This window comes from Microbulbifer maximicatervae (SeqCode), from assembly GCF_052468155.1.
On record NZ_CP174335.1, the window covers coordinates 1,729,207 to 1,745,630 of the forward strand.

The window sequence follows — 16,424 nt, forward strand, 5'->3', positions numbered from 1 at the left end:
CCCCATTCTGTGCGGGGCTGGTATTTCAACAGTTCCCGCGCTGAAACCTATATGGGTTTTGGTATTAACATAGACTCTTCTTCACCCTCCGGTCGGTCCCGACCTTGCTCTGGGCAGTGACAACTGGCCGTTATTTGATCCCCGTTCAAGCTGTTCAGGTGAATATCGAAGCCCCATAGCCGGTGAAGATGCCTTAATACCTCTGCTGTATCTTTACCAAGAGGGCGACGGCGGTGTTGTGTGTGGTGCAGGGTCAGTGAACGGTCACCACGGGTATCTACTGAATATACCTGGATGTTCGGTTCCCGATTGCCCAGGTTGTACTGTCCCGCAAGGTTCTCTCTTAACTGGCGATAACCGCTCTCATCGTGAATTGCGCTGACAATGATATCGTTCTCTTTATCGTTGTCGCTGATACAAAACAGTTTCATGTCTCGCATAACCTTGGGAGACAGGAATTGTAAAATAAAACTTTCATCTTTGAAGTCGCGCATGGCGAATTGAAGGGTTTCACGCCAGTTACTTCCAGCAATGTCTGGGAACCAGCGGCGATCCTCTTCAGTGGGGCTTTCACAGATACGCCGTAAGTCAGTAAAAATACTGAAGCCCAGGGTATAGGGATTGATACCGCTGTAGTGAGGGCTGTCAAAAGAGGGTTGGTAGATAACATTGGTGTGGCTTTGAAGAAACTCCATCATAAAGCCTTCAGTCACCCGCCCGCGCTTGTACAGCTCGGTTAAGAGAGTGTAATGCCAGAAGGTAGCCCAGCCCTCATTCATTACTTGGGTTTGCCGCTGTGGATAAAAATATTGGGCCAGCTTACGTACAATACGCACCAGCTCCCGTTGCCAGTTTTCCAGGAGAGGGGCATTTTTCTCAACAAAGTACAGGATATTCTCCTGAGGCTCTTCGGGGAAACGTTTCTCCTTTGTCTCCTCTATACCGTCACCGAGTTTTGGGATGGTCCTCCATAAATCATTGAGCTGTCTCTGGCGGTACTCTTCTCGCTCTTGCTGTTGGCGTTCTTCTTCAATAGCCGAGATTGGGTAAGGGCGTTTATAGCGGTCTACACCGTAGTTCATTAGGGCATGACAGGAGTCGAGAATGGCCTCGACTTCATCAAGCCCGTAGCGCTCTTCACAGCGGGAAATATAATTTTTGGCAAAGATCAGATAGTCAATAATACTGCTGGCATCTGTCCAGGAGCGAAACAGGTAATTCCCTTTAAAGAAAGAATTGTGCCCATAGGAGGCGTGAGCAATCACCAAAGCCTGCATTGTCATGGTATTTTCTTCCATGAGGTAAGCGATGCAGGGATTAGAATTAATGACTATTTCATAAGCCAGCCCCATCAATCCGCGCTGGTAATTATTTTCCACGCTGATAAATTGCTTGCCAAAAGACCAGTGGTGATAACCCACTGGCATTCCTACCGAGGAGTAGGCATCCATCATCTGCTCTGAGCAGATAACTTCAATCTGATTTGGGTAGGTATCTAACCCAAACTCTTCTGCCAGTGCGCCGATGGCGCGATCATATTCCTGAATTAATTCAAAAGTCCATTCTGAGCTTGTTGATATGGGCTGACGCGACTCAGATTCAGATGCTTCAGCGCCACTGGCAAATTTGTCGAGCATCAGGCAGTCACCTTTTGGCGGAATAGTTGTCGGAACACCGGATAAATATCCTGTACATCGACAATCTGCTCCATAGCAAAGTGATCGGGGAATAAAGTGCGGACACTTTCATACTCTTCCCACAGGGCCTGGTGATCTCTGGGAGTAATTTCCACATAAGAGTAATACTGCACATGGGGCATAATATCGTCGATAAGGATTCGGTGGCAGGTACTGGAGTCGTCGTTCCAGTTATCACCATCTGAGGCCTGGGCTCCATAGATATTCCATTCGCTGGCGGGGTAGCGATCTCTTATAATGCGTCGCATTAATTTGAGCGCGCTTGAGACAATGGTGCCACCAGTTTCCCGTGAATAGAAAAACTCCTCTTCATCAACTTCTTTGGCGCTAGTGTGGTGTCGAATAAAAACGACTTCTGTATATTCATAACTGCGCTGTAGGAACAAATATAAAAGTAAGAAGAAGCGTTTGGCCATATCCTTTGTGGCTTGGTTCATCGAGCCGGATACATCCATCAGGCAAAACATCACCGCCCTAGATCGAGGTTTTGGTTGTCGAATCAGCAGGTTATATTTCAGGTCGAAATCATCAAGGAAAGGGACTCGATTGATACGGCTGCGAAGTTCGGCGATTTGGTTTTTAAGAGCCTCAATTTTGCGCTGATCTCGCAGAGCAGTATCTTTGTTTTCTTCTTGGGATAGATCTTCCTCTAAATTACGCAGGTTTCTTCGCTTATTACTGGTCAAGGCTATGCGTCTTGCATGGGCAGCCCTGAGTGAGCGGATCACATTGAGACGACCTGGAGTTCCTTCATTACTAATTCCGGCACGTACTATTTGAAAAGACTCGTTGCCGGCCAGGCGTTGCTTGATCATATTGGGCAGCTGGAGCCCCTCAAACATAAAGTCCAGAAACTCTTCTTGTGATATCTGGAAGACAAATTCATCAACCCCTTCCCCGCTATCACTGGCACCACCACCATTTCCATCACCGCCTCGCTGACCTTGACGAGGGATACGATCACCAGCAGTAAATTGCTTGTTTCCGGGTAAAACTCGCTCTACGTGCCCACCGCTACCGTGAGAAAATAAGGGTTCGCTGATATCCCGAGTAGGGATACTGATTTGCTCTCCCTTATCCATGTCCATAATAGAGCGGCTATTCATGGCGTCGCCGACAGCTTTCTTAATGTGAGCCTTATAGCGCCTTAAGAATCGCTGCCGATTAACGGTACTCTTTTTCTTTCCATTCAAGCGGCGGTCGATGATATAGCTCATATTTCTGCCTTTGTTCTGAATAAAGCTCACAGGCATTCATCGCCATAAATCTATTCAGAATATTTCCTGCTGAATCCACCAAACACAATTATTGGTATCTTCACTATAGCGAGCCATTGAGGGTCCCGATGAGATGCTGTGAAATCACTCAAGTGCTCACTAAAAGTTAATGATCTAATCAGTATCCGGGTTTGGCTTCCTCGTGTTTTTCCAGTGACCTTAATGGAGGAAAACCTTACTATTGAGATTTTCTCACGCGTAGATACCATTCGGATAACAATCTAACCTGCTTCTCGGTATAGCCGCGTTCAACCATACGCGCAACGAAGTCTGCATGCTTGCGTTTATCATCTGCTGATGCCTTGGTATTAAAGGATATAACTGGCAGAAGATCTTCCGTATTGGAGAACATTTTTTTCTCGATAACGGCACGTAGTTTCTCGTAAGATCTCCAGTCGGGATTTTTTCCTTGATTGTTAGCCCTGGCACGGAGCACAAAATTGACTATTTCATTGCGGAAATCTTTCGGATTGGAAATTCCTGCAGGTTTTTCTGTCTTTTCAAGCTCTTCATTAAGGGCGCCGCGATCCAGTATTTCACCGGTTTCTGGGTCACGATACTCCTGGTCCTGTATCCAAAAATCAGCGTAAGTGACATAGCGATCAAACAAGTTTTGGCCGTATTCAGCGTAGGATTCCAGGTAAGCTGTTTGGATTTCCTTGCCGATAAATTCTACGTACCTTGGAGCTAAATATTCCTTGATAAACCCGAGGTAAGTCTCTTGCACTTCCGGTGGAAATTGCTCCTGCTCTATTTGCTGTTCCAGAACATAGAGTAGGTGGACTGGATTTGCCGCCACCTCAGTAGCATCGAAATTGAAAACTTTTGAGAGGATTTTAAAGGAGAAACGGGTGGATAGTCCGTTCATGCCTTCATCTACCCCTGCATTATCTCTGTATTCCTGAATGGTTTTTGCTTTGGGGTCGGTATCCTTTAGGTTTTCACCGTCATAGATACGCATCTTTGAATAAAGGCTGGAGTTCTCAGGGTTTTTAACTCTCGACAATACAGAGAATTGCGCCAACATCCGTAGGGTGTCTGGTGCACAGGGCGCTTTTGACAAGGAGCTATTTTCTAGCAGTTTCTGATAGATTCGTATTTCCTCCTGCACTCTTACACAGTAGGGCACCTTGACGATATAAATACGATCCAGGAAAGCCTCATTGTTGCGATTATTGCGGAAGGATTGCCATTCCGATTCATTGGAATGAGCGAGGATTGTACCGTTGAACGGAATTGACCCCAATCCCTCTGTACTGTTGTAATTTCCTTCTTGTGTTGCAGTTAGTAGGGGGTGAAGCACCTTGATAGGCGCTTTGAACATCTCGACAAACTCCATCAGCCCCTGGTTGGCCCTACATAAACTACCAGAAAAGCTATAGGCGTCAGGGTCATTCTGGGGGAAATCCTCAAGCTTACGAATGTCGATCTTGCCAACCAGTGATGAAATATCCTGGTTATTTTCATCACCGGGCTCTGTTTTTGAGATGGCAACTTGATCGAGAATAGAAGGACGAATTTTTACGACACGGAATTTACTGATGTCCCCTTTAAATTCATGCAATCGCTTAACAGACCAGGGAGACATAATAGTGTTAACGTATCGACGTGCAATTCCGTAGTCCTCTTCAAGGATGCGGCCATCCTCAGTAGGAGAGAAAAGGCTCAAGGGAGATTCAAATACTGGCGATCCCTTAATTGCATAGATGGGCACCTGCTCCATCAAGGCTTTTAGCCGCTCTGCAAGGGATGACTTTCCGCCACCAACAGGACCTAGCAAATACAGGATTTGCTTCTTTTCTTCCAGACCCTGTGCGGCATGTCGGAAGAAAGAGACAATTTGCTCTATGGCTTCCTCCATACCATAGAATTCACTGAAGGCCTTGTATCGCTTAATAACCTTATTACAGAAAATACGTGACAGGCGCGGGTCCCGTGAGGTGTCTACCAGTTCGGCCTCGCCAATGGCCATCAGCATCCTCTCAGCTGGTGACGCATAGGCACTGCGGTCTGTCTTACACAGCTCCAGGTATTCCTGAATACTGAGTTCTTCGTCCTGGATAGATTCGTATCTTTCCAAGTAGTGATTGAAAATTGTCATGGTGTCTACCTCCCTGTAGCCTACTGGAATTAGCTCAGTTTCCTGCTTTGGTTAGGATGTCGTACGCCCTTGGCTTCTCTTGCCCAAATGGGACGAGCGATGTATGAGCTGTAAAGTCCAGATCGTGTTTGGGATACGCTTGGCGTGAAGCACTATCGTTATTGCCGTTGTGAACCTTGTTCTTTGCTGGAGTAAGTGTTGAATGCTCTCCAGCTTTTCCAGCATAGCTTTCCCTTTGAATGAGACAGTGGAATGTCACTTATATAGGTTGAATTGGGCGGCTGTTTTACGCTTTACTACAGCCCATATTGGGTATTAGAGAAATATTGAGGAACCTAAATGGCGATTTTGGTGACTGGAGGTGCCGGATATATTGGCAGTCATACCTGTATCGAGTTGCTTGCTGCCGGCTTTGAGCCTGTAGTTGTGGATAACCTATCGAACAGCAGTGAGGAAGCCCTACGGAGGGTCGAGTTAATTGCTGGCAAAGATATCCCTTTTCACCATCTGGATATTAGTGATAAGGAAGGTTTACGCAAAGTATTCTCTGATCATAAGATTGACGCCGTAATTCACTTCGCGGGGTTAAAAGCAGTTGGTGAATCTGTTGTGCAGCCTCTGCGCTATTACCAGAATAATGTAGCTGGGACCTTAACTTTATGTGAGGTGATGGAGGAGTTTGGGGTTCATCGCCTGATCTTCAGTTCGTCGGCAACAGTCTATGGTGATCCTGAAACAGTACCAATTAAAGAAGATTTCCCTACTGGCGCAACCAACCCCTACGGCTCCAGTAAGTTGATTGTGGAAAACATGTTGCGCGATCTTTGTGCTGCGCCGAACAGCCAGTGGAAAGTGAGCTTGTTGCGTTACTTCAATCCGATTGGAGCCCATGAAAGTGGGACTATTGGTGAAGATCCCAGTGGTATCCCCAATAACTTACTACCCTATGTTTCCCAAGTGGCAGTAGGTAGATTGGAGCAGCTACAGGTTTTTGGTGGTGATTATGATACCGTCGATGGTACTGGAGTTCGAGATTATATACATGTAGTTGATCTGGCTCGCGGACACTTGGCGGCGCTAAACTTAATATGTAAAGAAGAAATTTCTGAGGGTTGTTATACCCATAATCTGGGGACGGGACAGGGCAGTTCTGTTTTACAAGTCGTTCGTGCTTTCGAGAGTGTCAGTGGGAAGGAAATTCCCTATAACATTGCTCCGAGGAGACCCGGAGATATTGCAGAGTGTTACGCAGATCCAGAGCTGGCTGAAACAGAGCTGGGGTGGAAAGCTGAGTATGATTTAGTACGTATGGTGAAAGATACCTGGCGTTGGCAGTATAAAAATCCTAAAGGCTACAGTGCAGATTAGGCAAAATTAAGTTGAGGAAATTTGATCCTATTTTTTGCCTCACAGAGGATTAGGTTTTTCTATCAACCTGATAATGCTCATTGCTTGCGCAGCTCCATGCGGATATTGCAGGCAATGAGTTTCTTTCATGTTCTAAATAAAATTATATCAACAGCACCTGTGTTAAGGGGCCATTATTCTACCGATAGATACAATCCTGTTGATTGACTTGAACGTTTCTGATTAGTGAAGAATAAGAATTATTTGTCTGTCTGGTTGTATTTATAACTCTCTATTTATAGTTATCAATATATGGAAGCATTTATTACTTCAATTTTTGTTTATTTTTCTCAATCTAAAAGGAGTTAAGATTGAAATATATTCAGTTTTTACTGTTAGTTTTAACTGGTTTTTCAGCTTTAGCTGAAGATATATCTGAGGTGGATATCGCGATTGAGAAGCAGGGCGATAAGCTCTGGAAGCTTACCTATCAAATGGATAGGCCGGCAAGTCGGATTAGCTTTGTACGTAACCCGGATGCCTCTCGTATAAAACGCTGGAAGCCTGTGTCACCAGAATTTGAAATAATTTCTATGGAAGGTGAAGAGTTTCTGGTTAGAAAAGATAGAAGTTCATTCGAACACATTGAATTTTTTTTGACGACTAGCTATATATCCCTTCCTAAAGACTATGCACCTTTCTCCCCCTATTCAGATGGTGGAAGTCTGATATACACAGGCCGCTTTTTTGCTTGTATTGATAACTGTGATGATAAAGCAAAAGCCTGGCGAATAACTATGCAGGTTCCCCCAGGTGAGCATATGATCATTAACGGGAAGATAAATGTTGGGACAGCCAGCTGGATTGATCGTGATAATGGAATGAATGTCTATGTTGGAACTCAAGAACCTATAAATACAGCAAGTGTTGTGGCTGTTGTTGATAGAGGTTTGCCAGAAAAATTGAGATTGTCTTTAGAGTCAGATATTCCCAGGTTAATGAGTTATTTTGAGCAAAAGCTTGGGGCACTAAGTGGAACAAAGCCCGCTTTGTATGCATCATATGCGAATGTCGATGATAACTCTTGGCAAGGGGGGACCTTGCCACATCAGGTTTTTATGCATTGGAATATGAATGAACTTGATGGGAAATTTGCCGACCCTAACTTTATTAATGAAACCATTTGGTTTTTTGCTCATGAGGTCGCACATTTATACCAGCAGGGTAGTGAAGTAGGATTGTATGGTGATGCGAATGAATCGTGGTTACATGAAGGGAATGCGGATTGGTTAGCAGCGCTGGCTTTATTAGATTTGTATCCCGAGTCATCAAAATATGTCTCTAATAAAATTAAGGCTTTTAAGGAAAGTTGTACAAAAGGTGTAAAAGAGATTCCTTTGGTTGAGGCCGCTAACCGGGGCAGGTTTGATCTGTATTATAGCTGTGGTCTGCTCATACATCGGGCAATTGATCTGTTTCTGCAAAGTGAAAATACTGATCCGTCAAATATTTTTTCAATGTGGAGCAGTTTTCGTCAAGAGGTCGAGGGCGGCGGAGAAAAAGGCGCTGATACTTTCTTGGTGCTTCTTAGCCAGAGGGAAGGAGCAGCGGAACTTGTTAACTCTATTGAGCTTTTACTTGATGGGAAACCGTCGAGTGTAGGAGTTGCTTTGGATCAATTAACTTATGGCTTATAAGGTTATTCAAGCTAGGTAAACTGACAGTTAAACTCCCAGATAATAACTGTCAGTTTATTTTTTTAGATTCGGTTGGTTTAAATTCTTCTTTTAGGCTTCAGGGCGAAGTGATTTTTATAAGCTGCAGTCTGTACAAAAAAATTCTTCATCACTTAATCGCATTGCAGTCAGGTATCCTCCCCAAACGCAACCTGTGTCTAGGGCATAGATATTCTCAGTATCTGCGCGGCCTTCCAGGGCAGCCCAATGCCCAAAAATAACCTTGTCATTTCTGGTTTTTCGGTTGGGAAAGCTAAACCATGGCTGGTATTCACCGTGAGAGGCCTGGACCCCCTTTTTATTGATTAGATCCAGAGTGCCATCAGCCTTACAAAATCGCATTCTTGTGAAGTAATTGGTAATGGACCGCAGGCGTTCGATGCCGATCAAATGATCATCCCAACAGTGTGGCTCATTACCGTACATGCCATAAAAATATGCCTTTGCCATAGCTTCGTCGGCGAGGGCCTTATGCACTTCAGTGGCGAGCTTTTGCGCTTTAGTAACGCTCCAAATGGGGGGGATACCCGCATGCACCATGGTGTACCCCTTCTTATGTACTAGAAGGGGTAGGCTTTGTAGCCACTCCAGTAACTTATCAGAATCTTTTGCTTTTAAAACCTTGGCAAGGTCGTGCTCTTTTTCAGACAGAGATTTAGTGCCATGGGCGATCGCCAGTAAATGGAGATCATGGTTGCCCAACACTGCTGTAACCTGCTGGCGGTGCTCATAGAGATAGCGAAGGGTGCTCAGGCTATCCTCACCCCGGTGAACCAAGTCTCCGGCAAGCCAGAGTTTGTCACGGTCAGCACTAAAATTGATTTTCTTGAGAAGGCTTTGAAAAGCTGCAAAGCATCCTTGAATATCTCCGATGGCGTAAGTTGCCAAGGTTCCCCCCAATAATGTGAAAAATAATTATTGTTGTTGCAAGTTTGTACAGTAGTCGGCCAGCTTAACAAAGTCCTCGACGCTTAAGGTTTCTGCTCTGCGGCCGGCATCAATGGGTAGCAGCTCGGGGTCGAGATCCGGGAATAGGGGTTTTAAAGCATTGCGCAGGGTCTTACGGCGCTGCTGGAAGGCTATATTGACGATTCTTTCCAATAATCCTTCATCTTTTGCGGTAAATGGCAGAGTGCTGTGGGGAACCAATCTCACGATGGCAGAATCCACCTTAGGGGCGGGCCGGAAAGACTGCGGGGGTACAGGGAACAGGCCCTGTACGCGACAGTAATATTGAACCATCACGCTAAGTCGCCCATAAGATTTAGTCGAAGGCGTGGCGCTGAGCCGATCTACCACCTCTTTCTGCAGCATAAAATGCATATCCTGGACTTGCCCGCGAAAACTGAGCAGATGGAACAGTAACGGTGTGGATATGTTATATGGAAGGTTACCGACAATGCGTAGCTGCTTATCTCCAGCAAAGGTGCCAAAGTCAAATTTTAATGCGTCCTTTTCAATGATGCTAAATTCCGAGTATTCCCTAAATTTAAATTCCAGCATCGGAATCAGGTCGCGATCCAGTTCGACAGCGGTTAGAGACGGGCACCGTTTTAGTAGTAACTCTGTAATTGCCCCTTGACCCGGGCCAATTTCCACTAGCGTATCTGATTCTTTAGGGCCTACCGCACGAACAATGCGCTCGATAATATTTTCATCGACGAGAAAGTTTTGTCCAAAGCGTTTGCGGGCTTTGTGTTGAAAGAAGTTATCCATTGATATATCTGTAACCTGGATGATTAATTTTGCGGTTAAGCCTTGGGGTGCTAGTGAGCATTTCAGTTGGATACCCTTTAGGGCCTTTCACTGCGCTCACGTGGTGAGGGCATGGTTTACACTTTCTCCAAGCAGGTTTTAGGCACTGGTTAGGAACTGCGCAATTTAGCTATCGCCACAGCCTGAGACAGTGCGGCTTTGAGGCTGCCGCAGTCTGCAATGCCTGTGCCCGCGATATTGAGAGCTGTGCCGTGGTCTACTGAAGTGCGGATAAAGGGTAGCCCCAAAGTGATATTGACGGCGTGGCCAAAACCCTTGAATTTTAACACTGGAAGCCCCTGATCGTGATACATAGCTAAAACGGCGTCACATTCCGACAAATGCGGCGGGGTAAAAAGAGTGTCTGCGGGAAGTGGACCTTTCAGTGATATACCTTGGTGGCGCAAGTGTTCGAGTGTGGGTTCAATTATTTCTATTTCCTCATGGCCTAAGTGTCCCCCCTCTCCAGCATGGGGGTTGAGGCCGCAAACGCTAATACGAGGATTGGAGATGCAGAAATGTTCCCGCAAACTGGCGTCGAGGATGGTAATAATCTGCTCTAGAAGCGGGGGGGTGATAGCAGCGCTCACCTCTTTGAGGGGCAGGTGAGTTGTCACTAGAGCAACTCGAAGGTCCTCTGCTGCTAGCATCATAACGACACGCTCAACACCGGCTTTTTCAGCAAAGAACTCTGTATGGCCGCTAAATGGAGTACCGGCACCATTGATAATGCCTTTGTGTACGGGCCCTGTAACCACGGCATCAAACTGGCCGGCCAGGCACCCCTCTGCCGCAACTGTAAGAGTTTCCAATACATAGGGTGCATTGACTGCATTCAGTAGGCCTGGTTTAGCTGACTCGGCTATGGGGACCGGTAGTATGTAGAGAGCACCGGCAGGTGTCCCCTCTTTGCCTGCTGTGGACAGAGGAAGGAGCTGAAGAGGCAACCCCAATGCCGCAGCGGTCTCTGTCAGTAGTTGGGGATCAGCAATTGCGACAATCTGTGCTGGAGAACTCTCTTGTGCAATCTTCACAGCGAGCTCAGGGCCAATACCTGCAGGTTCTCCGGGGGTGAAGGCAATTTTAGGAGCCATTGCTATATAACTTTCCTGTAGCTACAAAAAAAAACCGGGCACAGGGCCCGGTCTTTCCCGCTGAAAAAGCGGCTTACTATTGGTTTCCTGAGTCCTCGGTGGTCTCAGAGTCCGGCAATTTAATCTCAACGTATGCCTGGTCGCGAATCTCACGGCGCCAGTTTTGCAGTTCTTCTTCATAGCGGCGGTTGCGCAGCAAATTGGCTGCCTGATTGCGGATATATTTGTCGGTCATATCCTGTTTGCGCCGATCTTCAACCTGCAGGATATGCCAGCCGAACTGGCTGCGGAAAGGCAGGCTAATGCTGCCAATCTCAGTTGCATCCATAGCCTGGGTAAACTCTGGCACAAACTGTCCGGGCATAGACCAGCCAAGATCGCCACCGGATAGCATAGAACCTATATCCTCTGAGTTTTCGCGCGCGAGCTCGCTAAAGTTATCGCTGGCCATGGCCTCTTCACGCAACTCAATCAGCTTATTGTAAGCTTGGTCATCGGTAAGAATAGCGGACGGCTTAAGCAGGATATGGCGAACTTTTGTCTGTTCCACCAACTGCTCGCTGGCGCCTTTCTGCGCGTGAATCTTTAACAGGTGAAAGCCGGCATCACTGCGGAAAGGCTCGGTAACATCACCGGCTTTTAAGTCGGTAAGGGCATCGGCAAAAAGAGTGGGAAGCTCGACGGTTTTGCGCCAACCTAGGTCACCACCGGTAAGTGCATTTTGGCCGGCAGAGTTTGCGATCGCCAGGCGGCGGAAGTCAGCGCCGTCTTTGGCTTGCTGAGCTAGGTCTTCAGCTTTTTCCCGTGCCTGGGTAACTTCGCTGCTGGGGGCACTGGAACTTACGGGGATCAGAATATGGCCCAGCTCAAATTGAGGGGACTTCCAAAACTCCCCCTCCTTGGAGCGTAGGAAGTTATCGATATCTTGATCGGTAATCTGAATCCGGCGGTTAACGCTGCCTTGCTCGACCCGGCGAATCATCAGCTCTTGGCGAATCTGCTGACGAAAGCTCTTCATGCTCATACCGTCAGCGAGCAGCCGCTGGCGGAATTCTTCGGGGCTGACTCCGGCATTTTGTTGGACACGGGCGATAGCTTGGTCCAACTCCGATTCAGAAACGGTAACACCTGCGCGAGAGGCCATCTGCAGTTGCAAACGCTCGATAATGAGTTGTTCGAGAACCTGGCGGCGCAAAACATCCACTGGAGGAGCCTGCACCTGCTGTGCTTGGATTTGGCTGGCGATGGTATTCATGCGCTGGGCCAATTCACTGGCCATTACAACATCGTCGTCAACAACAGCGACTACCCGGTCAAGGTTTCTGACTTGTGCGGTGGCAGTGATGGCGATCAGAGCGCCAGCTGCTAGTACGGGTGCCAGGCCCAGTTTCGGTACGAATTTCTTAATTATTCTCATCACTGTTTCAGCTCTTCTCTCTGATCAAAGTTGGCAATCCCCTGGGTCAGCATTTCTGTCACGGTTGAACCAAAGCCCGCTAATCCTTTGAGTTCGACTTCAAGATAGATACCTTCGTCATACTCAAGGTCTTCAGCAGATACAACCCCTGCTAGATAGTTGTCCAGTGTGCGTCGCCACACCAATCGGGTACGGTAGCAGCAGTCGTCATATTCGATACCTGCAAGGTACTCCAGTTCCCGATTTAAAGTAAGATCATAGCTGGCACCAGCCATGAGTGAGGTATGAGTACCAAGCGGGAGGACGGTTGAGGCATTTAGTTGGCTTACGGTTTCATCTTCATCTTCGTCCTCATCCTCGTCATCCGTCGAGTCGGGGCGTTCGTAGTAATAGCTCAAGTTAAAAATGCGGAAGTCGTCGTCAAGATAGCGCAGGCTGAAATTGCCGCGATTAATATTGTGCTCACTATCTTCATAGACCAGCTCAGTCCCCAGACGCAGGGATTCGAAAGGGCGACTCTCGATTCGCGCAGCCAATTCTGACCGTTGGGTATCCTCAATGTAAGCGGTGCGACCAATTTGCCTGTCACTGGAGTAGTAGACCTGCCCGATACTGGCTGAGAAGAGGTCCCGGCCACTGACTGGATCTAGAAAGCGGGTTGTCAGGCCCAGGGCAAGTCTGTCTGCATCATCGATCCGGTCATTCCCGGTAAAGCGGCTATCACGGAATAACTGGTCGTAACTGAAAGTGTAAAGTGACGTGTCGTACAGCAGGTTGTTACTATCTGGGTCGATATCTTCGGCATCATCACTAATATCAAAGAAATCACTTTGATCAGCATTGCTACTAATTAGGGTAAACAGCCGTGGCTCCAGCGTCTGGATAAAGTCCCGATTAAACAAGTGGCTATCTCGCTCAAAGTAGAGACCTGTATCCAGAATAAACTGGGCGGCAGAGGCATCTGGAGTATCGTCGGCATCCTCGGGTAGAAATAGATCGCTGACACTGTATGCTAAGTAGCGCCCAGCTAGTCCTGGCTTGAAATATCCCCAGAGCCACTCTTTATCCCAGTAGAACTCATAGTCGAGGCGCAGCCGATCAGCGTTAATAAAGTCTCGAGTCCTGGTTATGACACTATCGGGATCATCGGTGTCTTCAATAAACCTTATCGTTTGTGTATCACTGTGATCCCAACTGGTGACTTCGTTCTGCATAGTCAGCAGCCAGTCATCCCAGCGGTAAGTACCGTCAATATCAAAGCGGGGGTATTGGGCAAATTCGTCGAATTTGTCGTTTTCCAATATTTGATAGTCCTGGGTACGCAGCGTCGCCTGCCAGTGCTCGCTACGCAGAAGTCCTTGGAATTTCTGGCTGACTTGAGTTTCCGCATTGATATCTAGGCTGGCGGGACTTAGGTCGCGAAAGTAGTCCGGGTCACTAACCTTGGTGTAGTCGATGTCAGTGCGCCAGATACTGCCGCTGTATCCGCCTTGCTGTTCCATACTGGCTAACCAACGATCTTCCCCTTTGTTGGGTAAAACTAGGTCTTCTGGAAAGCCCTCATCAATCAGCTCCTGAGCAAGGTCAATATTGCCGCCATCGTCGTCGGGCAGATCGGCCAGGCGGATTTCCGTACTAAACATTTCTGCCAGGTGCCTGAACTCTACCTCCAGCCCGGCTCCACGGTATTGGATGTAACGCGGGGAAATGGTGGCGTCCATCTGCGGGGCAATATTCCAGTAGTAGGGAATGGCGAGGTCCCAGCCATTCTTGTCGCTGTTGCTGAGTGTGGGAAACAGGAAGCCGGACATGCGTGCATCGCCCACAGGAAAGCGGAAATACGGCAGGTATAAGACAGGTACGTCCAGAATCTTCAGGCGCACATCTCGTGCAGTACCCTGGCTTTCTACTTCATCAATATTGATCTCGCGGCCCGTGAGTTGCCAGAACTCACGACCGGGTTCACAGCGGGTATATGTCCCTTCGGTCAGGGTCAATTCACCACTGGTTTGACGCGCAACCAGCTCGGCCCCGCCGTGGATAAAAGCATCGTGCACCACATAGGTGGCATCCTCAACAGAAGCCGCTTCGCTTTCGGTGTGAACTTCGGCGGAGGAACCACGGATCAGCAAACCGGGCTCCCGAAGCTCAATCGCACCATCTAAAGTGGCGATATTTTCCGGGCGATTCAGTTTGACCTGGTCGGCGAAGAGCTGCCGGTAACCCTGGGTAATATGTACATTCCCGCTCAGCTCGGCTGAACCATCTTCCAGCCACTGGGATTTCTCAGCAGTTGCTCTGAGCGGGGCTTCCCCAGGGGGCAGGTCAGAACCGGGATAGTTGCGCGGAGGCGCCACAAAGGCGCCAGAGCACACCGCCGGTAAATTGGCTAGCTCCTCCGGGGTTAGCTCAGAGCGGGGCAACCAGTCCAAGTACAAATAGGGGTTGTAGTCGGGATCAGGATACGGTTCGCCCTGATTGGCTTGCGCCCACAAGGGCTGAGCAGCGATCAGACCGAGAGCGATGGAGCGGGCTTGGGAGTTATTAGCAATCGCCAGAGCGAGGCGACGCCACCGGGAGACTTCAAGCATCAAACGATATGTTCCAGCTATCTTTTAGTGTTTCTTTATCGATAGATACGTGCGACAGCTTTCGAGCCGGGGCGCGCAAAATCATCGTCCGATTCTACTTGAATGTAGATGTGGTTAATAGCCGTACTGAAGCCGTAATGTTACAGCTAGAGGCTCAGCTTCGAAACGCAAATTACCTGGAACTCGTGTTCTGTTTTTACCTGAGGCAAAGTAGGGGCTCCAATTAATATAGTGATGGCGTCTCTGGACGCAGAGAGGCTCGGGGTTAAAATGCAGCTAGAAACAGTTGGAATATAAGATGAGCCTAAGATCGAGCAGTGAAGTTGAGCAAGGGTGCGAGATCGACTCCGATCCCAGACGCAATGCCTTGAGTGAGTGGGTTGGCGTGGCCCTGGGTATGGAGGCTCCGGCTGATTTATCGAGCCTGGCGGGGGATGCTGGATTTCGCCGTTATTTTCGCACTCTAACCGAGCCGTCACTGATAGCGGTAGATACTCCCCCCCAATTGACTAACCCCGCCCGCTTTGTGGCTCTGGCTGATTACTTGCGCCGCAACGGTATCCATACTCCGATGGTGATTGCTGCAGACACCGCGGAGGGGTACCTGCTGCTGGAAGATTTGGGGGATACCCAGTTATATAGCGTGCTCAACAGCGACAGTGTTGAAGGACTCTACGCAGAGGTGATGAGTGAACTTTTGTGCCTGCAGCAAATCCCTTTTGAGGAACAATTATTCCCAGCTTATAGCCGGGAGCTACTTCATAAGGAAATGCAGGTTATGCCTGAGTGGCTGATGCGAGAGCTACTTGGCTACCAGCTTTCAGAGCGGGAAGAAAAGCTGCTGGAGCAAACCTTTGAATTGTTGCTTAACAGTGCGGAGGAACAGCCTCACACTATTGTTCACCGGGATTACCACAGTCGCAACCTGATGATTCGCGACGGGGAAAGGCCGGGGATTGTCGATTTTCAAGACGCAGTGTGGGGGCCCGCCACCTACGATCTGGTGTCTCTGCTCAAAGATTGTTATATCCGTTGGCCCCGCGAGCGGGTAGAGCGTTGGGTGCTAGCTTACGTTGCGACCGCTGAAGCGGCGGGTGTTATGCAGCCTGTGGACCCACAACTTTATCTTCGTTGGTTCGACTGGATGGGGCTACAGCGTCATATTAAAGTGCTGGGTCTGTTCCCGCGCCTCAGTCTGCGTGATGGAAAGCAGGGATACTTGCAGCACCTGCCGCTAGTGATTCGCTATGTTTTGGAAACCGTTGAGCGCTACCCAGAGCTGGAGCCGTTTACTGATTGGTTCAGCGGCACCCTACTGCCGCAGATAGAGCCTTTGCCCTGGTACAGCGATTACCGCTGTGCCGGTGACTAGCCGAAGTAGGCCGTACGAAAACTGTACAGATTAATTT

11 protein-coding genes are annotated in these 16,424 nt (G+C 48.2%); 3 read left to right on the forward strand and 8 right to left on the reverse strand.

Annotated features, from left to right (window positions below; translation table 11 throughout):
• Positions 1-47 precede the first annotated feature (47 nt).
• The 3 genes from ACJJIY_RS07355 to ACJJIY_RS07365 all read right to left on the reverse strand — a co-directional run bounded on the left by ACJJIY_RS07355 (position 48) and on the right by ACJJIY_RS07365 (position 5,075).
• Positions 48-1,637, reverse strand: coding sequence for a SpoVR family protein (locus tag ACJJIY_RS07355; protein ID WP_444895324.1), 1,590 nt, complete (start codon positions 1,635-1,637; stop codon positions 48-50).
• Positions 1,637-2,914: a YeaH/YhbH family protein gene (locus ACJJIY_RS07360; protein WP_413664237.1), complete on the reverse strand. Its 1,278-nt coding sequence runs from the start codon at positions 2,912-2,914 to the stop codon at positions 1,637-1,639. Before ACJJIY_RS07360 ends, ACJJIY_RS07355 begins: the two co-directional genes overlap by 1 nt.
• Positions 2,915-3,152: 238 nt before the next feature.
• Complete coding sequence (locus ACJJIY_RS07365; RefSeq protein WP_413664238.1) at positions 3,153-5,075, reverse strand: PrkA family serine protein kinase; 1,923 nt, start codon at positions 5,073-5,075, stop codon at positions 3,153-3,155.
• A 339-nt stretch (positions 5,076-5,414) separates the two neighbouring features.
• Between ACJJIY_RS07365 and galE the strand changes: the two genes are divergently transcribed.
• The gene (gene galE, locus ACJJIY_RS07370) at positions 5,415-6,443 is read left to right on the forward strand and encodes a UDP-glucose 4-epimerase GalE (protein WP_444895323.1); all 1,029 of its coding nucleotides are present in this window, start codon (positions 5,415-5,417) and stop codon (positions 6,441-6,443) included.
• Positions 6,444-6,793: 350 nt separating this feature from the next.
• Positions 6,794-8,119, forward strand: a complete 1,326-nt coding sequence (locus ACJJIY_RS07375; RefSeq protein ID WP_444895322.1) for a M1 aminopeptidase family protein — start codon at positions 6,794-6,796, stop codon at positions 8,117-8,119.
• 114 nt (positions 8,120-8,233) lie between these two features.
• Here ACJJIY_RS07375 and ACJJIY_RS07380 read toward each other — a convergent pair whose 3' ends face one another.
• From ACJJIY_RS07380 to ACJJIY_RS07400, 5 genes are all read right to left on the reverse strand, one after another.
• Positions 8,234-9,046, reverse strand: a complete 813-nt coding sequence (locus tag ACJJIY_RS07380) for a symmetrical bis(5'-nucleosyl)-tetraphosphatase (protein WP_444895321.1) — start codon at positions 9,044-9,046, stop codon at positions 8,234-8,236.
• A gap of 27 nt (positions 9,047-9,073) precedes the next feature.
• Positions 9,074-9,874 carry a 16S rRNA (adenine(1518)-N(6)/adenine(1519)-N(6))-dimethyltransferase RsmA gene (gene rsmA / locus ACJJIY_RS07385; protein WP_444895320.1) on the reverse strand — a complete coding sequence of 267 codons (801 nt, stop codon included), beginning with the start codon at positions 9,872-9,874 and terminating at the stop codon, positions 9,074-9,076.
• Positions 9,875-10,023: 149 nt separating this feature from the next.
• Complete coding sequence (pdxA, locus tag ACJJIY_RS07390) at positions 10,024-11,007, reverse strand: 4-hydroxythreonine-4-phosphate dehydrogenase PdxA (RefSeq protein ID WP_445359379.1); 984 nt, start codon at positions 11,005-11,007, stop codon at positions 10,024-10,026.
• A gap of 76 nt (positions 11,008-11,083) precedes the next feature.
• Positions 11,084-12,424 carry a peptidylprolyl isomerase gene (locus ACJJIY_RS07395; protein WP_444898264.1) on the reverse strand — a complete coding sequence of 447 codons (1,341 nt, stop codon included), beginning with the start codon at positions 12,422-12,424 and terminating at the stop codon, positions 11,084-11,086.
• Positions 12,424-15,015 carry an LPS-assembly protein LptD gene (locus ACJJIY_RS07400; RefSeq protein ID WP_444895318.1) on the reverse strand — a complete coding sequence of 864 codons (2,592 nt, stop codon included), beginning with the start codon at positions 15,013-15,015 and terminating at the stop codon, positions 12,424-12,426. The genes ACJJIY_RS07395 and ACJJIY_RS07400 overlap by 1 nt, the downstream gene beginning before the upstream one ends.
• A 298-nt stretch (positions 15,016-15,313) precedes the next feature.
• On the opposite strand from ACJJIY_RS07400, the gene ACJJIY_RS07405 reads away from it, so the two are divergent.
• Positions 15,314-16,387 (forward strand): aminoglycoside phosphotransferase family protein, encoded by a 1,074-nt coding sequence (locus ACJJIY_RS07405; protein WP_444895317.1) that lies wholly within the window; start codon positions 15,314-15,316, stop codon positions 16,385-16,387.
• The last annotated feature ends 37 nt before the right edge of the window (positions 16,388-16,424 follow it).